Genomic DNA, 23,534 nt, shown 5'->3' with positions numbered 1-23,534 from the left:
TGAAATTTAATAGACATAAAATTCATTTAATCAGTGTGTTATTTAAAAAGTGTAGCACCTGATAAGGGTATTAGTGAATTACCAAGTCAATTTTTCACTATCTTTTTTGTTAAAGTTGTTCTGCTGTTGTTGAAGGTTATGAAGTATACACCTGGTTTCAGGTCTGAAATATTCATGGTATGGAAATCTCTGATTTGATGTTTTTTTAACACTGTCCCCCGTACATCCATCAGCTTTACATCAAATGTTTCGCCCACTACCAAATTCAGGAAACTATTAGCCGGGTTCGGGTAAACTTTAACATTTCTGTAACCGGAATTTTCAAATGCAGCTATGACCCCCGGACCATAAACTTCAAATTCCCACAGGGAAAAGCCATATACACTCGCGCGTCTGGTTCCATTCATTCTGAGGTATCGTGCATTTATTGTATCAAAGGTGATTTCGTCCAAATCACCGTTTCCAGCTGTTTCTTCGTAGACAGTTGTCCATGATTGGCCATTTACAGAAACATCCAGTGTGTATTCACTTGCATAGGCTGTCTCCCAATATAGTTTTACCTTATCAATCTCATTTAATTCTCCCAGGTCAACTATTACAGATTGATTGTCCGAATATACGCTTGACCATCGTGTGGTCAGGTCTCCGTCATTGATGAGGTCGGCGGCTCTGTCTTCGTCTTCTACAGAAGAGGCTTCAACCGACTCGAATAGGGCCAGGTTACCTTGTGGGTCCCGAACATTTACAGAGAAACTAACTACAGTGCTTGCTCCATTAGTGTCCTCTGCTTGTACGGTGATCAAAGAACGTCCCGTAGAGCGATTTAATAGCTCAATACTCAGTTTTCCATCTGTTATTTCAGGTTTTGTCATGGCAGGTTGAGAATTTCCTGCCAGAGTGAATTTAAGATTGGAACCATCTTCAGGATCTGAAAAAACTTGCTTTAGGTCAGCATAGTTCTTCAGTAGTTCTGTAGTGCCTAACACCACTCTCGCAGCGGGGATTTCTGCAATGACTTCAGGAGCATTATTGAAAATGGGATCCGGTCCGATCAATATATCACTGGCATGGTTGGTCATGAGAAAGTTCATTCCCTCTTTGGCATCGTTAAAGTCACCTCCGTCGAAACCACTGTATGACCATGCCATTGCGCCGGCATATCCGTACTCATAGGCAAGCTGATAGGCTTCTGTAGTACTATAATTTGGATCAGCCTGGCCATCAATCTCTCTCACCGGAAATTCGCCTATGACAATAGGTTTGTCGAGATCCCACCATGATGCCGGCCGGTGAAACGGTGACGCGACGTTGCCAAAATGCTCGGGATAGTAATGTACCTGGTAAAAATCGAGTGTGCCGTCCGTATCGCCACCTGCTGCGATGAGCCGGTCATCACGATAGTAATTAAAAAAGCCTGCCTGGTCTGTCAATGCTTTAAACGACCAGGCCCCGGTAGATACCAGTGCCTTGGGCTCGGTGCGATGAATGGCCCCTGCAACCAAATTAACAAACTGTTGTATCGACTTCATAGAGGTACGGGTAGGTGTCCAGCCAAATTCATTCGTCATACCTTCCGCTTCATTGAAGACCTCCCAACACATAACAGCAGGGTGATCGCCTAATTCTTCAATAATGGGGATCAATGCATTGTCGATATACGTTTTGGTCGCCTGGGGATTTTCTAACAGTTGTTTCATTATAGAGACATTCTGCCCCTGGTTTTGCAACATATCAAACGACCAAAGACACATGCTGATGATCACTCCCCGTTCATAGGCCAGATCAAGTACTTTTCTCATATTAGAAATGGTATTTGGCCCGAGTCCGGTCACCCCTCCGGCATTATTGAATACCGGGCTAAAGCGCCCGTTGGTATGCAGCCACCAGCGTAAGGCGTTGCCTCCGGTACTTTCCATGTCATCCAAAACGGATTTAAAATAAGATTGATTTAACTCCACAATATCTTTGGAATATTCATCCCAAGCCAGGTTTAAACCGCTGGCAAATACATCCTGACTGCCTGCTCTTATGCCTATTCTGTTGTTGCCATAGTTTGTTCCATCTCCTATGAATACTTTCAACTGATCTGTAGCTTCCAGGTTGGTAGCGTCTTTTACGGTAAGTGTGATATCATGACCTCCCACTTCCAACGGAACAGATAGTGTAGCCGATTCTCCCAATGTATCACCGGCAGCATTTTTCCAAATATAGGTACTGATGTTATTGTTAACATCACTGCTCATCGAGGCATCCAACACTACTGAGGCCAGGCCATCGCCGTCGGTGTCCATGACTACCTGGTCTGCGCCGACCACTGCTACCGGAGGAGTGGCTGGAATAACAGGTGTGATCGTAAGATAATCAAGCTCCTGAAATCCATAGTTTTTTCTTATCTCAACTGTATTAATTCCTTCAACCAGTGAAAGAACCCCCACTTCCAAATCAGTAAATGTTGCGCTTTGTGGAAAAACGATATTTTGACTAAATACATCATTAAGGTATAAACTCTGAGTTTTATCACCGAAAACAGACCGGTAGCCAATTTTGGAACTAAATTCACCCGCTGCACTGACATTGATGGTGAGGATAACTTTGTCTCCATCATTATCCAGGCCCGTCAAGTACCCCGTTCCGGAGAATCCGGGCTCGGTGTTATCAATGTCTATCCCAATGAGTTCGCCTTCTTCCAGCTCGATTTTTACGGGGTCTTTATCAACGATGAAAATGTTCGCCTTCTTTTTGAAAGAGAAATAGTCTACATCGAAAAACCCCCAGTTTTTTCTTATTTCTACCACATTTTCACCTTCAGCAAGAGCGATATCACCAATCTTCAGGGGGGTGAATGAGTTGGATTCAGGGAATACCTGTTGCATGAGGAAATTACCATTGACGTAAATATCATTGGTCTTATCTCCAAACTCTGAAGCATAACCTATGGTTAACTCATAAGTGTTCGCTGTAGGTATATTAAGGGTTACCGATACCTTATCACCATCGGCATCAAAGCCGGTGACATAACCTGTACCACTAAAACCTGTTTTGGAGGTCTCAACCAAAGTACCTGTCAAGGTACCATCTTCTGCTTCTTTTAGAATGGCATCCTGGGCAAATACACCTGATGAAATGCTTAATGTAAGTAATAGTAATAGTTTTTTCATAATCTGTGTTTTGAGAGTCTTGTTGCTAGTTCTATCATCGCCCTGCCATTATGGTAAGGACATTTCCACGGGCCCGCTTTATCTTCTGTAGTCACACTGCCATGCGTTTTAGTGACCCGCCAAAACCACTCACCATTTTCATGATCGATGATATGATCTTTGATAAACCGCCAGTTTTTTTCCGCATGTCGCAGGTATTTTTCATCTTTTGATATCTGCCAGGCGTTGATGAGGCCTACCAATGCCTCTGCCTGAGGCCACCAATGTTTGTCAGTATCTGTGAACCCTTCATCTCCTGCTTCATTCATAAGTGCACCGTCTTCATCTATACCTTCCAAGGAGGCTTCAACCATTTTTACAGCCAGGTGTTCCACTTCCTTCAGCAGCACTGAGTCATTTAAGACGGCGGCTGCTTCTGACAAAAGCCAGCTGCCTTCTACGTCATGGCCATAGGAGATCGTATTTGATTTCAATTGCCATTTTTCGTCGAAGAAAAGGTTAAAGTGATAACGGTTGTTGATGAATTGGTCTATGAACAGCCGGATGAGGCCTTTAAGCCGGTGTTCCAGTACGGGGTCCGGCCAAATTCGAAAAAGATTGGTATATGCTTCTAAAATATGAAGGTGGGTATTCATAGTTTTTGCCTCATTCTCGTCCTTATCGCTTAGGCGAAAATCAGATAGAACACGCCATTCACGATCAAAGGCTTCCAGGTATCCGTTATGCTCTTGGTCAAAACTGAAATTCTCAATATGGTGGAAAAGCTCGATCCCAAGGTCAAGCGCCTCTTTTTGTCCGGTTATTTTATAATATTCTGAGAAGGCATAAATGGCGAAAGCCTGTGCATATACTTGTTTTTTTGTGTTAATTGGATGGGTTTCACAGTCCAACATCCAATATACCCCGCCATACAATTTGTCAATGAAATGGTCTTTAATATAAGCATAGGCGCGTTGGGCTGTTGCCAAATATCGCTTGTCCGCGTTGTAAGCATAGGCGGCGGAAAATGTCCATAATATCCGGGTATTTAGTATCACCCCTTTACCTGCTTTATGGTTTAATCGATTATTTCCGTCTACCTGGCCATAGAAACCTCCATTTTCCATATCCAACATATGGTCCATCCAAAAGGGTAGAATGTTATGAATGAGTTCATCGTGAAACTCCTGAGACTTCAATAAGAAAGGTGTCAAAACTTTTCCGTACATGATCAATGTTAAAACAATCACCTTTGCCTCCGAATGGGTGAATTACACAAAGTCGGGGGTGAAATGTAACATGATCAAAAGCCACCCTTTGTCCAGGGGTGGAGCCGTGTTTTACCAATGCTCTTATGGAGCTGACTATGAGTGGAAACTACCTGAGCAGCTCAGAATAGGTCACCCAATATCATTATATAGGCCAAATATAAACTACTATCTTTTGTGCGTCTTTTTTTTAGAGGCCAACTCAATTAAAACCTTTGTATGAATTAAATGTCAGCGAACGGCCCCTTTTGATTCTTGTAGAATGGGAAGAAGTAAGGTCAGTTATTAAAGCTTTTAAGGCATACAGGTGAGGACACTTTAATTTCGCTGCCAGTGAATTCCAAAGAACCATCTTCGGAATTTATACGGAAAGCCACTATATTATTACTATCCTGATTGGCTACCAACAAATGTTTTCCTCCGGGCAAAATGGTGAAATTTCGTGGCTTTTCACCCCTGGTAGGGAAATGTCCTGTTGGGTTAAGCTGTCCGTTATCCATGATCTTGAAGGCGGCTATACTATTATGACCACGGTTAGAAACGTATAAATACTTTCCGTCCGGTGAGACGTGAAGATCAGCGTTCGTATTGGACCCGTCAAAGTCTGTTGGCAAAGTAGAAGCGTACTGTTTAGATATCAATTTGAAGCTTACAGGATCAAACTCCAATACAGCAACTTCATTGGATAATTCACACGCGGCATATACAATATCCTGGTGGGGATGAAACACGATGTGCCTTGGGCCACAACCGTCTTTCATTTTAGTCCCTTCGCTTACTTTCTCCAGCTTAGAGTCATTGTCAATGCGATAAGGCAGGATACGGTCAATGCCTAAGTCTGCTATTAAAAACGAAGATTTATCTACCCATTTGGCGCAATGAGCATGAGGGGCCTCTTGTCGCGTAGAATCTGTTCCTTTTCCCGTATGTTGCCATGATACAGGACTACTATCCAGGTTGCCATCTTTTGTTAATCTTATAGTGGAAAAGTTACCGCTTGTGTAATTGGCAACCGCAATGAATTGCTGATCAGGACTGATGTCAATATAGCAGGGATGTTCCCCATTAATGGTGCTGATTCCACTTTGCACTAACCGGTTCCCATCCCGGTTAAATGACGTTACGTTCCCGTCTCTCGTTTCATTGACAGCAAAGATGTGATCACCGCTCTTTGTAATTGCAAGATAGGAGGGGTTTTCAGTTTTTGCTGCTAAACCATCCAGGGTCAATACCTCCTTACCTTCATCAAAAGAGCACAAATAGATCCCTTCACTTTCGTTGGTCGTATAGGTGCCTATCAGGATCTTATGCCTTTTGGATTGACATGAAAGAAGGGCCAGAGAGAAAATTAAACAATAGACAATGGAAATAGCGGACACAGATAGTTTGAACATCAGTCAAATTTACCCAAAATAAAAAATGAAACCTCATAAGCATTCAACCCATAGGGGTCTTTCGCCATTATTTCTACTTTGTGTGATCCGGAGCTAAGTCCTTCCGGGTAGCTACCGATCCAGAGATGCCTGGAAGGTTCCTTTCTTAATCCAGATCTGATTTGACCGGGAGTAGGGTAGGTACCTTTTTTTTCATAATATAGGATCCTGGCTATATATGGGTCTTGCAGGTCGGCTTTTTGCATTGGCACCCATTTGCCATCATCCACACACATGCTCACTTCGGTTCTGACTGATCCGGCAAAAACGTTGGCAAGGACTTCATTTCCTTTAAAACCGTTGGGCAATTGCATCCCCGGATCACCACGGTCCGGTTGCCAGGTCCATAGGTTGATCTGCTTTTCCGGTGGCAATTCTAAAGCTTTGTACGCCATTTGGTATTGATTTCCTGTAAAAGTGAAGACGTAATACCCTTTTGGTGCGCCCCCGCCCATGACGGCTACAGGTATGCCTTTCCAATCCCGCTCGCCATCCCACCATAGTCCACAGACCGCACCGGCCACTACTTCATGGAGCTCCTTTCCATCGGCATATGGAATAAATTCCTGCTCCAGGATATGCCGGTGCCCTGAAACCGCCAGTACATGCTCACGATTTTTGATCAACTCAAGAAGATCCTTCCTGTTATCAAGGCTATAAATCGGAATATGTTGATTAAAAACGATAAGGTAATCTTCCGGAACGTGTTTCAGGTCATTTTCGATAAAAGTCAGCTGGTCTTCTGTGATACCGCCGGTATATCCTTTTTCAGTAGGCAGTATATCATTAAGCATGATGAAATGTACTTTGCCATAGTTAGCAGAATAATAGTCCGGGCCAAATATCTTTTTGAAAGTGCTTGTAAAGTTATATCTCCATGGCTTTTCCAGGTTTCTGTCGTGATTACCGAATACCGGGTACGAAGCCATTTTGAAATGTTTGGTGATCTGTCTCATACCGTTGAGAATATTCAGGTTATCGTCTGCAATATCCCCAAGAAGAACGGCCATAGAAAGGTCGTCTCTCTTATAAAGTTCAGGCGTGAGGAGGCGGTTGGCATAATTGATCTCTTCCTGGTTTCTCATCTGAAGATCACCTAACATGGCCACTTTGAATGTATCCGACTCCGGGGACTTCTTCAATCCAAAATTTACATTCTTCGGGACCTCATGGGTAATGGATAACCCGGGATATTCCGCAGGGACCATTTTATCGGGATAGTAATGAAAGTAGGCATTAGGAATCCCAAATTCATCTAATGGTAAAGAGAACCCTGAGGGCTTTATAACAAAAATGGTTTGTCCATGATTTACCTCTATTGTATAACGACCCTCTGCCGTTGAGATAACAATGTCTCTTCCATTGGAAACAAGTACGTCTTGCAATGGTTCTTCGCCCGTATCGTAGGTGTTATTCTTATTGATATCCAAATAAATGGTGCCCGTTATAGAGGTAGTCTGACTTTGGCTATTTGTGAAACTGAAAGCAGCCAAAAGAAAAACATAACAAAAAGATTGAGTTTTCATAGTATCACTGATTTTCCCTCGACTTCTCCAGGTCCTTAACCACTTTTTCCATAAATTCTTCATCCAGCTTATAAAAATGAATAAAACCAAATGAAAGTAATGCCCCCAATCCCGCTATAACACTGATCATCAATCGAATGCCTAATAGTGTTTCTTCGGACTGTTCTATATTCGCTTCAAAACCAAAGCCGGCCAACAACCAGCCAGTGATCGCTCCGCCAAGGGTCCAGCCAAATTTTTGTGACATGGAAGAGGAGGAAAAGATCAGTCCGGTAGCCCTTCTGCCGGTTTTCCATTCTGAATAGTCAGCGATATCAGCGTACATCGACCAGGCTAATGGTAATATAATACCTGCAGAAATACCTATCAAAATATTTGAGAAGAATATCCAACCGATCTGATCCGGTTTGAAGAAAAACAACATAAAGCTAAATAGTGCAGAGAATACAGCTGATAAGGCAAAGGTCCTTTTCTTTCCAAGCCGGGAGGAAACAGGTTTAGCTAACACTACGCCAACGATGTTTGTGGCCAGCCAGAGAGACATGTAGGCAGAGGAAAGAACAGTATGGGTTAATGTATACTCTTTGCCTAGAAATGAAAGGGTTTGATCCTGTACATAATACTTAAAATAGTACAGTATAGATCCGTCTCTAAGTGAATTAAATATCAAAATAGCTATACCGGCACCCAGCATGATAAACCACGGACCGTTTTTAGAAATGTCTTTCAGGTCATCTTTCAATGATGACCTTTGTGAGGTAACAACTGGTCTTAACCTCTCTCGCGTACCCGTGAAAGTGAGTACAAACAATATAGCGGCTATTATTGCGTAGATGCCAATGGTATATTGAAAACCAGCGGCCTGATCTTCCTTTCCAAAATAATTTATCAGTGAATTGGCCGTTGCGGTAACCAGTAATCCACCACTGAATGCTCCAATAAACCGGAAGGAGGCTAGTGCGGTACGTTCACCCGGGTCATTGGTCATAACTCCCATTAAGGAAGAATACGGCACATTTACCGCAGTATATACCATCATCATCAATGAATAAGTTACGTAAGCATAGATGAGTTTACCGTAAGGGCTTAGGTCCGGGGTGCTGAATGTGAGTACACCTACAATGGCAAAAGGAACGGCTATAAATAATAAATAAGGTCTGAATTTCCCCCATTTCGAGTGGGTCCTGTCCGCCAAAATACCCATTAAAGGATCATTGGCAGCATCCCATATTCTTGTGATCAGAAACATAGTGCCTACCGCTGCTGCTGAAATACCGAATACATCCGTATAAAAGAACAAAAGGAACATGGAAAAAAGCTTCCAGAACATGGAGGAGGCGAAGTCACCCAGTCCATAGGAGATCTTCTCTGCAAAAGGTATCCTTGTTTTATCGTTCTCCATTATTTGCATTCCATCCTACACTTTTCATAAATTCCATATTCCTTTTAATGAGCGCGTTGCGAGATTGAACACTGGCAAAGGACCTCAATCCGTCTTCAGGGGTATTTTTACAATAATCCACTAACCTGTCTATGGTGGAAGTAGCTACATGCATACGAGTGTCCGAGGAAGCGTAGTAAATATATACGTCACCTGCTGTGGTGGCTATCCAACCGTTAGAGAAGAGTACATTTGATACGTCTCCTATACGTTCTGAACCGTCAGGGGCCATAAAATGTCCGGCTGGTCTGTGGATCACTTTTGAAGGGTCATCCAGTGCAGTCATGAACAGGTATAGTACATATCGCAGGCCTGCTGCGGTGTTCCTTACCCCGTGTGCGAGATGCAACCAGCCTTCGTCAGTTTTTAAGGGTGCCGGGCCCTGACCGTTTTTCACCTCTTTGATCGTATGATATACTTTAGGGTCAAGGACTTTTTCATTAGTCACTTTTGCCTTTTCCATGCTTTCTGCTAGAGTCCAGCCAATACCTCCTCCGGTTCCTGAATCTATAAAACCGTCTTGCGGGCGTGTGTACAAAGCATATTTACCATCAACGAATTCCGGATGTAACACTACGTTACGCTGCTGGCTTCCATCACTGTCCAGGTCTTCCAGCCGTTCCCAGTTGATCAGATCATGTGTTCGTGCTATGCCACAGGCTGCTGCGGCAGCGGACTGGTCATGTTGGGGCGCTTCTGTATCTTTTCTTTCCGTACAGAAAAGGCCGTAGATCCAGCCATCTTCGTGATGCACTAATCGCATGTCATAGACGTTGATGTCAGGATCATGTGTTTCCGGTAGTGTTATGGGATAGTCCCAAAAGCGAAAGTTGTCTATGCCATTTTCACTTTCAGCTATTGCAAAAAAAGACTTACGGTCATAACCTTCTACACGTACTACCAACAAAAATCGACCATCAAACAAAATGGCGCCTGAATTGAATGCCGCATTCACACCTATTCTCTCCATCATCAGCGGGTTGGTTTCCGGATCAAGATCATATCGCCAGGGGATAGGAGTGTGTTCAGCTGTAATTATCGGGTACCGGTACCTTTGATACCATCCATTGTTTTCCGACACCTTTTCATTGGGGCGACTTATCAATTTTTCGTGTGCTTTGAAAAGCTTTTTCATACGTTCAATGCGAGCCATTTCACTTGTCATGCTTGATCAATTTTAAAATGATAGATTTGACCTCCAGGTCTTTTGGTTCGTAGGAAGTTACTTTCAGGCTATGGAGTCCTTCAGCTATGGCTATTGTACCTAATGGTATTTCCGGCCATACATACTCATACACTTCTCCTCTTTTTATCCTGTCAGGACTTTCCAGTCGTTTTTTGATCCTGGGTGTCCTGACGATATGGTTAAGCTCTTGTCCGCCTACCTTTATTTGGATGGCCGTACCGACATCACATGATGCTTGTAATACTACTTCATATTGACTCTCTGCTAAGGACCTGAGGTGCCAGGAAGCGTTGGACCTATCCAACCATTCTACCAGGTAATCGTTTGCCCAGCCTTCCAGGCCTTTGAATTGAACGTTTTCATGGCTTATTGCTTCCTGAGCTGGAAATTCAATGAAGGCGACATTGGTATGCCCAATCTCAATATGTTGTGGCTCAATGCCTTTTTTCGTAATGTCTGTAAACCAATTACTATACCTTTTTTCCAGGTCGGAAACCATTTGAGGCATTGCATCTGATATATCTTGTCTTTGATAAGGATCATTCTGGAGGTCGTAAAGCGCCGTGTCTTCAGGTTGAAGTGTCAGCAAATATCGATTTGTTCTGACAGCTCCGGGAATGGTGTCAAACGTTCGCCTCACCTGGTGGGTGAAAAAATATCGAGACGTGTCAGGTGATTGTCCTTGCAGGGTGTTTACGAGGCTTTTACCATGTATCTCCAGTGAGTCCGGAATACTTATGCCTGTTAATTCTGCCAAGGTAGGTAGTATATCAATGTGAGCTGCCATGGCAGATATGCCGTTGTCAGTATTCCATTGCATACCGGGATATCGAACCAGGAACGGCACCCTTACACCACCTTCATCTACATGGGATTTTATGCCTTTAAGATTTCCATTGTACCGATGTCCGTTCGGGCCATTATCACTTAGGAATATAACAATGGTCTCAGTTTCCTTACCAGAACGTTTGAGTGCATCCAACAATCTCCCGATGTTATCATCAATATTTGTGATCATGCCGTACACTGCTGATGTTTTGTCATTAAGCCCCATTTTTTTGTAAGGTTTGAAGTACTTATCCGGTACCTGGAAAGGGCTATGAGGAGTGTTAAAGGACAGGTAACAAAAGAAAGGGAGGTCTTTTTGGATGAAGCGAATGGCAGCATCAGTCAGTACATCGGGGACATAGCCTTTGGTGGTAACAGTGTGCTGGTTATGGGCCAGTTCCACATCAAAATAATTATTGAGATGCCCTTCTTTAAATCCTATGAATTGATCAAAACCCTGCCCGTTCGGGTCATGTGGGTACTGTTTTCCGTTATGCCATTTTCCAAATAGCCCTGTACGGTATCCGTTGGCCTGGAGTAGTTCTGCTATAGTGATCTCGGAGTTACGCAGCACTTCTTTTCGGTGGGTTACCCATGACACGCCCGTAGAAAGATGATAACGTCCGGTAAGCAGGCTCGCTCTTGTAGGCGCACAAACAGGAGAAACATAAAACCTTGTAAATGCTACAGATTCTTTGGCCAGCTGGTCCAGGTGAGGAGTGTTGATCATGTCATTATCGTGGAAACCTACGTCCCCCCAGCCCTGATCATCCGTAAGGATTAAAATGATATTTGGTGGGGTAGTGTGATCAGTTTCCTGCCGGGAGGAACATTGTGTACTGAGAAAACTGATGACCAGGATATAATAGACCCGCTGCATTATTTATTAATGATCTCAAAACCAGGTTTATATACCTTCCTCAGGTCCTTCTCGAACAGTGTGTGCGGGTCATCAAAAAAGACTTGAAAATCATGTGCTGCCGGATGGTCTTTAGGAGGACTGTAAAAATGATTTTTATGTCTGTTCCTCCACACCAGGACCCAGGCTATATTCAGGTCCGTATTTTCCTTGAGAGGTTTAAGTATCCTTTGAGTAAACCAATCCCTTTCCTTCAAGCCGGAGTGGCCCGTTTCCGTTAATGCTGCTACTTTATTCTTTTCTGTTGCGATCTTATGGATGAGAGAAAGACTTTGGATCAGGTCTTTTTCCTGCTGTTCCAGTGTTTTTTTGTTCTTTGCATGGCCTACATCCCAATAGTTATCAAGCCCTATGATGTCTACATATTCATCGCCGGGATATCCGTAGTAATAGGCTTCGGCCCCTTTTGAAAGGTCAAGCCTGCTTCTGTCCGGGGAAAACGCATACAGAAGGTGGTGAATGCCTTGCTGGGTTCTTAGATGGTCGACGGTAAATCTCCAGAGCGCTATGTATTCTTCTTCACTACAGTGTCCTTTTCCCCACCAAAACCAGTTGCCATTATGTTCGTGAAAAGGTCTGAAAATGATTGGGATACTGGTTAAACCGACTTTACATGATTTCAGGAAATCGGCCAGAGCATTTAATTGACTCAGGTAAACCTTATGTGCCGGGCCTCCGGGTAATATATCTTTGACTGCAGGTGTTTTATCCCATGAGCCACCCCCTGTTTTGGGATTATCCAAATGCCAGGAAATGGTGTTTATGCCACCGCGTTTGTACGTGGCTTTTATCCATTGTCTCATTAACTTAAAGTCTACCGTATCGAGGTTAAAGGGTGAAATGCCTATGTCCCCCAGGTCCCAGCCGTGGACAGAAGGATATGATCCGGTCACATCCTTCACATCGGATCTGCCTTTTTCATTCCACCATCCAACACCATAAGCCTGGTCGTCCTGGTGCCCGAATAGGGTGCCTTGCTGCGAGATTTGTTGCAGGTTGGTATAAAGCATCCTCGTCTTTTTTGTGGCTTTTGTATCTGCGGGAGATACTTTTTGAGACCAGGCAGATAGAGTAAAAGCGATAAGAAAGAGCGTTAGTGGTAGTCGGCTTTTCATATGATTGAAATCAATGGTTCGGTGGTCTTGTAGTTTTGGCGGAAGTTATTTGCATTTGTTTCAGGGATAGTTTCACTGGGGTTCGTTTTTGAAAGCTGGCTTATTTCTAAGCCAGCTTTCCTGATAAAATTGTTCTAAAAGAGTTAAAAAGCAGGCTTCTTTCCGGCTTTTGTTTGTGGGTAGACGATCGGATAGTTTATATTATGACTCCCGATCCTTGAACGTACTGAGCCGGCAGTCAGTATGACATAATCGGTTAATACCGTTTGTGTAGCTCCTGCATCCCCTATCTTTTCAGCATTTAAGGCCAGGTCCAACCCGGTGATAGCACTTAGGTCCGGTGCCTGGTAGGGAGCGCCTCCCCAGTTGCTCCAACTGGCTGTTACCAGGTTGATCGTTATCACTTGCCAGCCATCATTCGCTGGTGTCAAAAAGTTAGTTCCCCAACCGAAGCCGTTAGCATCTAACAACTGCATTTCAAACCGGGTGTCCCTGTTCCCATTATGCACATAAAAACTAATGTACGGAGTTAGCTGACTTTTTATATCAACATTGAGTTCCCGTATAGTGTAATTTCCATACCAGTTCCATCCTGCCGTTATTACATCTGCATCTACTTTTAAGAACCGGTTTCCTTGAGGAGCATTTGCAGGATCGGTGACTACAGATGCTATACTTTGTACTTTATCTTCATTTATAGCCTGATAAGGATTTACCCCATCTTCGAGGTCAAAGAAAACGAATAGGGGAGTAGAAGAACCTGAAAGAAAGTCATCCCCATTACTGACAGGGCCATCGGTAATTTGAAAGTTATCAATGTTTGCCTCGTAATCATTCCCTATGGTAAAACCATCGGTACCGGTACCGAGTTTGATATACCTTATACGGCTAAAATCAATATCGGTCTTACTTCCGTCATCGTTGTCCCATCCAACAGTTCCCCAGTTACCAAACCCGGAATCCTCAGCCAATGAGATGGATACCCACTGCCAGGTTCCCCCGGTTTTGACTATGACTGCACCATCTTCATCGTTATACCATTTGCCCCATTTATGTGATTCATATAGTTCTATAGCAAACCGGGCCTCACCGCTGCCTGTGTTTACCAGGAAGGAAAGGTGCGGGTCCCTGAAATCACCCAGGTTGATAGTGTCTGTAGCTTGATCCCCTTCCGGTTCCACGTCGCCAAAAAATACTTCCGACGACCAGGAGGTAGTATTTACATTTGGAATAAGCACGGATAGAAAGTTATCTCCGCCGGAAGGATGGGGACTTATGGCTCCCAGGTTGATCCCTGCTTGCTCACCGGTCACAGGCCCGTCCACCCATTCTTGCCAGGGCACTATACCATCTTCAAAGTCAAGCAGCATGCGAGGTTCAGACCCTGGAGGTAACTCTTCTGCCGGTTCCTGTAATGTGAGGAATGCGGATTGATTTTCAACATCTCCAAGGCCTGTTAACGATATTTCAATCTCCGTTCCGATGGTACCAGCAAGGAAATTGACGTTTTTAGTGTCGATTACCAAGGCGGTGGTACCTGCCGAAGAGATAGAGGCCGTGTCACCGTTTACAATGGCCAATGTGATCATGTCCAGATCTTTTCCGAAGATCTGAACTTTACCAAAGGCATTTAACTCCGAAGGCCAGCCAGAGACGGTGGCCGTGGGGTACAAAGGCACAAAGTTATCCAATGTGATAGCGCCCCTGTCAAAGACATTCATTACAGCTATTGGTCCGGCATTAAATATTCTGGGTAAAGTGGCGGTAATGCTTGTGGAACTTGTTACCTCAAAATTTTCGCTGGTGATATTTGCTCCACCTATTGATATAGAGCTTATCCGCTCAAAATTAGCTCCTGTGATCGTCACGGTTTTCCCTACCGTGTCAGACTGTGGAGAAAATGCTGTGATCTGTGGTAAAGGAAAATCCAGGTCGAATTCATCCGTTTCATTTTCGCAGGAAGTCATCGTATGCAACAATGCTAATGACATAAGTAGTAATAGTATGTTAATTTTTTTCATATCCATTCATCTTTTATGGTTAGTACCCCGGATTTTGTTGAAGACCCCAACTTGTGGCTTCTACGGTAGGTATGGGCAGTAGAGGGATGGGGTGTTCGTACTGTGTCAACGCATGTGACATTGCTCCTGAACTGACGGTAGTGTTGCCGAATTTTGAATCAAGTGCACCGATATACCGTCCGGTCCTGACCAGATCCCAGAACCGTAAAGACTCCATGGCAAATTCCAGTCTTCTCTCATGCCATATAGCATTTAAAAGGCCCTGTCCACTCACTCCGGACAGAGATGCCAACGTACCACCGAAGACCGGGGCGTCGTATCCACTAGGGTTTCCGGTGTTATACCCCAGAGGGAAAGTACTGTTGGAAGCCCTTTCTCTTACCTGGTTTACAAGATCAATGGCATTGGATTCGTTACTTCTGTGAAATTCAGCTTCTGCTTGCATCAGCAGTATATCGGCATACCTGAACTTGCGTATATTTTGTTCTCCGTCCCCATTGAACGCTGGCCCGTTATCAGGATGGCCGATAACTTTCCTGTTCAGGACGCCTTCAGGATTACGATTGCCGGCCGTGACGTTTATGGCCACCCCATAGGCATTTTCACCTTCTATCATAAGCGAGGCCGGTCTTCTGGGGTCGTTGTCAGCGAAGGAATCAAACAGGTCTTGCCTCGGTACGTTAAACCCCCAGCCCCACGTGTCGAAAGGATTTTGAAATCGATTTTCTACCGTTCCCGTACCCAGGAAAACATCATCCGTATTGGCCGAGGCGGCTTGTACTTCAAACAGGGATTCAGCATTATTTTCACCTTCTAATTGGAAAATGGTGGCAAAATTGTTTACCAGACTATATTGCCCGGAGGTTATGATGGCATTGGTCTGATCATATACATCATCCCAGGTCAGATTATTCCGGTTGATCATGCCTAACTCATACATGTATGCGCGGGCAAGGTACGCTCTGGCAGAGCCTTTGGTAGCCCTCCCCAGGTCAATGCTACTGTATTGACTCTTCTCAGGAAGAAGTTCAATGGCCTTGCGGAATAACTCGAAGGTAAATGCATAGGTATCTTCAATGGACGCTCTTTCGAAATCCCTGGCCTTTACATCATCAGGATTTAATGGTTCATCCAAAAGAGGCGCTCCACCGAAAATACGCGCCAGTAAAAAGTAATAGTACCCTTTAAGAAAATAGGATTCTCCCAGCAAACGATTTTTTAGCGCTTCTTCTAACGGAGCGTCAGGCAGGTTGTTTATAGCGATATTGGCCCTGTAAATACCTACCCAGGGATTGTACCATAGTGTCAGAATATTAGCATTAGCCGGTGTGGCTCTCCATTCTTCCAACTCACTGATACCCGGTAAGTCAGAATCCGTACTTCCCTTAACAGCATCATCCGTTAATATATCTCCTACAATAAATTCGTAAGAGTGAGAGAATCCTACGGGTAATGTGTTTCCCGATTGTCCCCATGTTAATGGATCGTAAATGGCATTGACCGCCTTTAGTGCGTTGTTGGGATCGTTGAAGAAATTAGCTTCTGTGGAAGAGCCTTTGGGTTCTACTTCCAGAAATTCATCGCAACCCGATACCAGGGTAAAAAAAGCCATCAATAATGAATATTTCAAAATAAATCTTTTCATCATCTTAAGAATTAAAAGTTAATGTTGATGCCTGCCATGAAAGTCCTAGCCTGTGGGTACTGGCCATAGTCCACGCCAAAATGAAGGGCGTTTCCCTGGAAAGGGCCTACTTCCGGATCAAAACCAGAATAATCAGTGATCGTGATAAGATTATCCGAAGAGACATATACTCTTATGGACGAAGCAAACATTTTGTTCACTAAGTTTTGCGGAAGGGTATAGCCCAGCTGCAGATTCTTAAGTCTGACATAATCACCGTCTTCTATATACCTGTCGCTGTAAAGGAAATTTTGGTTGGGGTCTGCTACCGTCATGCGCGGTTCATTTGCATTGGGATTCTCGGCTGTCCAGCGATTCATACGTGAAGCAAATTGATTATCCAGGCCACTGGGACTTGATGAATAAAACTTTGCCATGTTAGCAATGTCGTTTCCGATGGATGACTGGATGAAAATGCTCAGATCAAACCCTTTGTACCCTAATTTGGCATTGAATCCCAGCGTTAAGTCCGGCACGGGCGAGCCTATGTTAGTCCTGTCATTGGCAAAATTGATGGAACCGTCGCCGTCTACGTCAATGTATTTAACGTCACCGGGCTGTGCATTGGGTTGGATTAATTCACCATCACTATTCGTATAGGTATCTATTTCCTGTTGACTGTTAAAGATCCCGTCGGTTTTCAGACCATAGAAGATCACTGCCTCTTCTCCTTCCTGAGTAATGGTGTTAGGACCACCGGACCTGGATTCAAAACCTACTTCGAGAGGTTCGCCTCCTCCGAGGGAACGTACTTCATTGACGATCCTTGAGGCATTCAGGGAAAGATCCACATCCAGGTCTCCAAAACTATTCCTGTAACCCAAGGCGATCTCAAATCCTTTGTTTTCCATATCACCAATATTTGCTGTACCACCTTCAGCGCCAGCTATGCCAGGCACGGGTTGCACATAAAGGAAATCATCGGTTGTTTTGATGAAATAGTCGAGTGTGGCGTTCAATTTATCATCGAACAGGCCTATATCTGTCCCAATATTGATCTGTCGGAAAGTTTCCCATTGAATGTTACTATTTACAATGGTAGTAGGGGCCGAACCCAGGGCTGTATTGTCACCTGAAAACACATAGTTGAAATTGGGATTGTACAGTGTGAGATAGTCGAAAGACCCCACCGAGGTTTCATTGCCCACTTCGCCCCATCCGGCCCGTACTTTCAATGACGAAAAAATGTCGGATGTAGGAAAAAAGGATTCGTTATGTGCATTCCAGCCAGCGGAAAAGGAAGGAAAGGTTCCCCATCGGTTTCCATCGGCAAACTTGGACGACCCATCTCTTCTTACCGTGGCCGTGACAAGGTACCGATCGTCATAGTTATAATTGGCCCGGGCAAAATAGGAGAAGAGTTTGTTCTGAAAAAAACGGCCATCGCTGTATTGAACGTCTTCCTGATTGTTACTTTGTATGTTAAATCTCAACGATTCATCTTCCGGAGCACCTAATATAACCACCGAGACAGCATCCTGGCGGTCTGAGAATAGTTCCATACCTACCGTAGCGTCAATGGTATGATTACCAAATTCTTTTAAGTAATTAACAAAGTTTGAGTTGACAAAACTTTGGCGTTGCGAATTGAAACTGGTAAGAATGCTTAGCTCGCGATTTTCATTGCCATTGATAAAGAAGGCAGGAGCAAAGTCGTCATTATCGGTTTCGATTCTGTCAAAAGTAAATCGGGAAGTGAATTTCAGCCCTTTCACCACTTCAGCGGTTAAGAAGGCGCCTGCCTGGATCCGGTAGTTTGACCGTAGTCTTTCTCTTCCCTCATCCACCTGGCGTAAAGGGTTAGGTACATCTGAAAGCCCACTTCTGCCATAAGTGCCCAGGCCAGGATCAAAAGCCATGGTAATGGGGTCTTTTCTGATAGCTGTAGATAACGGGCTTCCGAACTGACTTTCAACAGAATTGGTGAAATTTTGATAAGCATAAGATACATTCAATCCGCCTGTCAGCCAATCATTGAATTGAAGGTCATTGTTGAATCGTGTGATGACTTTCTCCTCAAATGTCCCTTTTACTGTTCCGTCCAGCCTGAAGTAATTGGCTGATAAGCTGAATTTACTTTCTGTTTTCCCACCATTTACGTTTAGGGCATAGTTTTGGACTTTGCCTACTTCCAGAATCTCTTCCTGCCAGTCCGTTCCGTTACCCGGGTTGTCCCGGACAAACTCCAGCTTAGCCAAAGTGCTCGCATCGGGAGTAGTGCCATCGTTGGCAAATGCTTCCAACCTGAGGTTGGCGTATTGTTCTGCATTCAGTACATCTAAGGTCTGCCAGACTTCCGTTGCCCCATAGTACGCATTCACATTGAAGTTGACAGCGCCTGCATTACCTCTCTTAGTGGTAATTAAGATGACCCCGTTAGCGCCACGAGAACCATAGATAGCAGTAGCAGAGGCGTCTTTTAATACCTCGACGGACTCTATATCTGATGGCAGGAGATTGCTAATGTCTTGAGTGGGGAAACCGTCTACAATATAAATAGGGTTACTATCAGACAGACTGCCAATTCCCCTGATTCTTACCACAGAACCTGAGCCAGGTGCTCCTGAATCCTTGATTACCTGTACCCCTGCAGCACGTCCCTGGAGGGTCAGGTTGACATCTGAAGTGGCCAATCGTTGCATGTCTTCTGTCTTTATTTGTGCGACTGCTCCGGTAACGTCAGATTTTCTTATCGTGCCGTACCCGATCACCACCACCTCCTGCAGAGAAGTTACATCGATCTGCATCGTTACATTGACTACATCACGGCCACCGACAATTACTTCCTCATTAGTGAAACCGATATAGCTAAATACCAGCGTGGCTTCAGCAGGAACTGTAAGGGTATAATTACCGTCAATATCGGTAACGGTACCATTTGTGGTGCCTTTTTCTACCACATTTACTCCGGGTAGCGGATCGTCAGCTTCAGTTACTCTGCCGCTCACCTGATGCTGGGCATACACCAACTGACAGGTTATCAGCAGAGCCAGTACCATCAGAGGAACAAAGCTGGAATTCTTTTTAAAGAGTAATGACTTTTTCATAGGCATGTTTGGTTATAAAAAGATCTTGATAAGTATTACAGAAAAAAGGATCAATAAAATGCCCAGGCCAATCTCGAGACTTAATAAGAGTCTTAGTTTTCTTTTCGAATTTGTCTTATGATTTTTAAGATTACTGATTTGTCTGAACATTTTCTCGACCGATTTTAGGGGGTAAAATTGGAGGTTTAGTGTTCAGGAATAGATCGTGAAAACGCACAAATAGGGTGGGAGTATATCACATTACTTCGAGTGTGTATGTAACTTAGCGCATGGTGATATATTTCAAATACTGCCTGAATTTTTAATAATCCCAGACATTTCGCATTTGGTAGTATAAAATGTCAATTATTTTAATGAGTGCTGATTTGTAGAACTTTACTTTTTATACCTGTAAACTTTGAACTTAAGTTCTGTAGGAGTGACCGACCTTAAGACGGATATTTTTAATTTGGAGAAAAGGAAAACAGGTGTCTTTCGGATAGGTCTTTAACATGGAGACTCACTGTGTGGAATAAGTCCTGGGTTTAAATAGCCCTTCACATCACTTAAGAGATGGCCTAAATGCCAGGTTTATTTGTTTGACTATTGGAGCGGAATGGTAACGAGGTTTCGTTCTTCGATAGAGGCAATAAAAAGAGGCCGTATCAAATGTGTTTTGAACGGCCTCGGTCTGTGATTATCAAGTATGCACTCAAATACGTTTAACTTTTGAGGCACCTCCTTTAATTAATCTGTTGGTTATTTTGAAGTATCTATTTTAGCACCTTCTTCTATAATATTTCCTTTGGTGTCTACTTCTACGATCTCATAGCCCAGTGCAGCCAGGCCTGGCGCCAGGGATTCTTTATCACCTACAACAACGATATTCATCTTTTCATACGGTAAGTGTTTCCTGGCCAGTTCATTGATACGTGACACCGTTATAGTATTGATGATCTTATTTTGCTCCTTGACATAATTGGTGCTTAAGTCGTAATGCAATATGCGACGCAAAAAGCTGGTTTTTTGCCATGGTGCTTCGTAAGATCGTGCATCCCGCTGTCCAATAGAGTTTTTCATGAAACTCAATTCATCCTCTTCAATACCTTTATCAGCATATAGCTTGATCTCTTTCATGAATTCTGCTACCGCGCTGTCCGTTACATTGGCTCTTACTCCTGCACTGGCGGTGAAGGGGCCATTTTCATCCCCGCCGCTGAAAGAAGACCTGGCCCCATAAGTGTAACCTTTATCTTCCCTAAGGTTAAGGTTGATACGACTGTTAAATGCACCTCCCAGGTTGTAATTCATTAGGCTACGTTCAAAGTATTCGCCTGTGGCGTCATACTTCATGTCTGTTAAGTAGCCTATCCTGATCTCTGATTGCGGAGCTTTTTCTTTATTGACCAGGTAGATCTTTGTTTTGTCTATTGCCCCATTCGTTTTCATTTCAGGTATTGTTACTTTTTGGGCTTCCCAATTGTCAAGGAATGACAGTTTGCGCATAATTTCCTTTTTATCAACATCACCCACGATTACCAACTCCGCCACAGTCGGAGAATAGTAGGATTTGTAGAAGTTTTTCACGTCTTCCAATGTGATATTTTGCACCGTCTCTTCAATACCTGAAGATGGAACCGAATAAATATGCTCATCTCCATATAATAACCTTCTATATACATTGTTGGCGATGGGTACAGGTTGTTTCTCCTGGGACTTAATACCTTCCAACTGCTGTTTTTTGATGCGGTCAAAATCCTCCTGTAAGAATTTAGGCCTTTTCAACACCTCTTCTGCCAGGGCGATAGTAGCGTCAAGGTTCTTAGTGAGTGTTCTTACCGATAAAACGGTACTGTTACTGCCGGATGATACACTTATACTGCTGCCCAACTTCTGCAGTTCCTCTGAGAGTGCCTGACTTGAATAATTTTCCGTGGATTCATTCAGCATGGCTGCCGTTAATTGAGCGACCCCGGCTTTTTCAAAATTGCTGGCTTCCAGTTTATGGCCACCGTAGATGGTCAATTCTATAGCAACAGTCGGTATTTCCGAAGATTTAGTACCTATTACCTTGATGCCACTTTTGGTGGTTGCATTCCAAACTTCGGGAACAGATACCAGCGGACTTTGACCCGGTACAGGCCTTTTGCTTCTGTCAAAATCACTCTCCCCTTTTTGATAAGTTAAGCCACTATAATCTGTAACGGGGAATGGGTTGTTACCTTCTGTTTGTGGAGAGAAATTATCCGGTTTGGCAGGTGCACCATCTTCTTTGGCAATAACACTTTGTACTACGGCATATTTCCCCTTGACATATTGGTTATAAACCCGGATCACATCTTTCTTTGTTACTGCCAGGTAGCTTTCCAATTCTTTTTTTAAGTAGTTAGGATTGCCTGAAAAAGTTTCATATGCAGCTAATTGGGATACCTTTCCACTTACTGTAGCCAGTGCATTGATTGTTTGTGATTCATATCGGGCTTTGAATTTTTGGATATCCTCATCCGTCACACCGTTTTTCTCAAATTCATCCAGCGCCTGACGCATTTCCGTTTCAAAATCACTCAATGACTTTCCCGGGAATGGCAATACGAACATGGTGAATTCTCCTGCCAGCTCACTGGTATTATGAAAAACGCTGGCCTGTATGGCTGCCTGGGTCTTTACAAAGGTTTTGTAAAAATAACTCCCTTTACCTGTGCCGAGTATTTCTCCCAGGCAATCAAGAGCAGGCTCGTCCGGGTGGAAACGAGGCACTGTAGGGTAGGTCATGAGCAGTGCAGGAAATCGTATGTTTTTGTCATAATATGAAACATAACGATCTTTATCTAATACTACCGGATCAAGTTTTAAAGGTGTTACTTCCGGGCCTTTGGGAATGTCTCCAAAATACTTCTCCACTTTGGCGATAACATCTTTGCTATTGACATCGCCACCCACAGTCAATGTGGCGTTGTTAGGGCCATACCAGCGCAAAAAGAATTTTTTCAAGTCATCTACATTCACCCGGTCAAGGTCTTCCAGGATGCCTATGGTTAGCCAGGAGTAGGGGTGACCGTAGGGGTAAAGGGTGCTGGCGTTGAGTTCTCTCCATTTACCATAGGGACTGTTATCGTAATTTTGACCTTTTTCATTTTTCACAGTTTCACGTTGTACTTCGAATTTTTTCTGTGTTACCGCATTAAGTAAAAAACCCATTCTGTCAGCTTCAAGCCACAGAGCAGTTTCCAATTGATTTTTAGGAAGAGTCTCAAAGTAATTTGTTCTATCACGATTGGTAGTACCATTTAAAGTACCTCCTGATTCGCTTACAATCTTGAAATGTTCTTCATCAGCAACATTATCCGATCCCTGGAACATCATGTGTTCAAAGAAATGGGCAAAACCTGATTTTTTAAGTTCTTCCCTGGCGGAGCCTACGTGGTAGGTAACATCCACATGTACCAATGGGTCTGAATTATCTTCATGGATGATGAGCGTCAATCCGTTATCCAGCTGATATTTTTCATAAGGGATAACAATTTCACCTTCCTTTCTTTCTACTTTTTCTATCAGCTTTGTCTGTGAATAACTGGCAGTTATAATAAGAAGACAGACGGCAGTTAAAAAACTTGCTTTTAGTGTGTTCATTGAGATGTCGAATGGTTTAAGAAGTAAAAATAACTATCTTGAATAGGCCGAAGTAGCTTTTTTCAAGAACGGTAGATATGAACGTTTGGAAGGTTGATGGGCCTTGGTCAAGTGGGTAACGATAACTCGGGTATCAGCGGAGTTATTTTAATTAAATATTTTATCCAGATCACAACTAAATGTAGACTAAAATATAAAAAGAGGCCGTCTCAAAAGTGATTGAGGCGGTCTTTTTACTTTTACAAGGATTGAGTTTTTGATTTAACGTTTAGCAAGCTTCTTTTTCAAAAAGGCAAGAGTTGTCCTAAGCCTATGCCGCC

At 43.6% G+C, this 23,534-nt stretch carries 12 protein-coding genes; all 12 read right to left on the bottom strand.

All coding sequences use genetic code 11. The features are described 5' to 3' along the window. Positions 1-86 precede the first annotated feature (86 nt). The 12 genes from FNH22_RS28355 to FNH22_RS28300 all read right to left on the bottom strand — a co-directional run bounded on the left by FNH22_RS28355 (position 87) and on the right by FNH22_RS28300 (position 23,214). Positions 87-3,158 (bottom strand): CBM35 domain-containing protein, encoded by a 3,072-nt coding sequence (locus tag FNH22_RS28355; RefSeq protein WP_143401903.1) that lies wholly within the window; start codon positions 3,156-3,158, stop codon positions 87-89. Further along, positions 3,155-4,366: an AGE family epimerase/isomerase gene (locus FNH22_RS28350; protein WP_143401902.1), complete on the bottom strand. Its 1,212-nt coding sequence runs from the start codon at positions 4,364-4,366 to the stop codon at positions 3,155-3,157. Before FNH22_RS28350 ends, FNH22_RS28355 begins: the two co-directional genes overlap by 4 nt. Positions 4,367-4,683: 317 nt before the next feature. Beyond that, a complete protein-coding gene (locus tag FNH22_RS28345; RefSeq protein WP_143401901.1) occupies positions 4,684-5,799 on the bottom strand; it encodes a lactonase family protein in 1,116 nt (371 codons plus the stop codon). Continuing rightward, positions 5,799-7,364 carry a calcineurin-like phosphoesterase family protein gene (locus tag FNH22_RS28340; RefSeq protein WP_185154465.1) on the bottom strand — a complete coding sequence of 522 codons (1,566 nt, stop codon included), beginning with the start codon at positions 7,362-7,364 and terminating at the stop codon, positions 5,799-5,801. The genes FNH22_RS28345 and FNH22_RS28340 overlap by 1 nt, the downstream gene beginning before the upstream one ends. 4 nt (positions 7,365-7,368) lie before the next feature. Continuing rightward, positions 7,369-8,766, bottom strand: coding sequence for an MFS transporter (locus FNH22_RS28335; RefSeq protein ID WP_143401899.1), 1,398 nt, complete (start codon positions 8,764-8,766; stop codon positions 7,369-7,371). Next, positions 8,753-9,970 (bottom strand): glycosidase, encoded by a 1,218-nt coding sequence (locus FNH22_RS28330; protein ID WP_305038374.1) that lies wholly within the window; start codon positions 9,968-9,970, stop codon positions 8,753-8,755. Before FNH22_RS28330 ends, FNH22_RS28335 begins: the two co-directional genes overlap by 14 nt. Continuing rightward, positions 9,960-11,699, bottom strand: coding sequence for an arylsulfatase (locus FNH22_RS28325; RefSeq protein WP_143401898.1), 1,740 nt, complete (start codon positions 11,697-11,699; stop codon positions 9,960-9,962). Before FNH22_RS28325 ends, FNH22_RS28330 begins: the two co-directional genes overlap by 11 nt. Continuing rightward, entirely contained in the window at positions 11,699-12,853 is a 1,155-nt protein-coding gene (locus FNH22_RS28320) for a glycoside hydrolase family 26 protein (protein ID WP_143401897.1), read from the bottom strand. Before FNH22_RS28320 ends, FNH22_RS28325 begins: the two co-directional genes overlap by 1 nt. A 143-nt stretch (positions 12,854-12,996) precedes the next feature. After that, positions 12,997-14,874, bottom strand: coding sequence for an IPT/TIG domain-containing protein (locus FNH22_RS28315; protein WP_185154464.1), 1,878 nt, complete (start codon positions 14,872-14,874; stop codon positions 12,997-12,999). A 19-nt stretch (positions 14,875-14,893) separates the two neighbouring features. Continuing rightward, positions 14,894-16,519 (bottom strand): RagB/SusD family nutrient uptake outer membrane protein, encoded by a 1,626-nt coding sequence (locus FNH22_RS28310; protein WP_185154463.1) that lies wholly within the window; start codon positions 16,517-16,519, stop codon positions 14,894-14,896. 11 nt (positions 16,520-16,530) lie between these two features. Beyond that, positions 16,531-19,605 carry a TonB-dependent receptor gene (locus FNH22_RS28305; protein WP_185154462.1) on the bottom strand — a complete coding sequence of 1,025 codons (3,075 nt, stop codon included), beginning with the start codon at positions 19,603-19,605 and terminating at the stop codon, positions 16,531-16,533. 738 nt (positions 19,606-20,343) lie between these two features. After that, on the bottom strand, positions 20,344-23,214 hold the full coding sequence (locus FNH22_RS28300) for a pitrilysin family protein (RefSeq protein WP_143401893.1): 2,871 nt from the start codon (positions 23,212-23,214) through the stop codon (positions 20,344-20,346). Positions 23,215-23,534 lie beyond the last annotated feature (320 nt).

The organism is Fulvivirga sp. M361, from assembly GCF_007097395.1.
Taxonomy (GTDB): domain Bacteria; phylum Bacteroidota; class Bacteroidia; order Cytophagales; family Cyclobacteriaceae; genus Fulvivirga.
The sequence above is the reverse complement of the archived record's forward strand: the minus strand, read 5'-3'. Positions and strand labels throughout refer to the sequence as shown.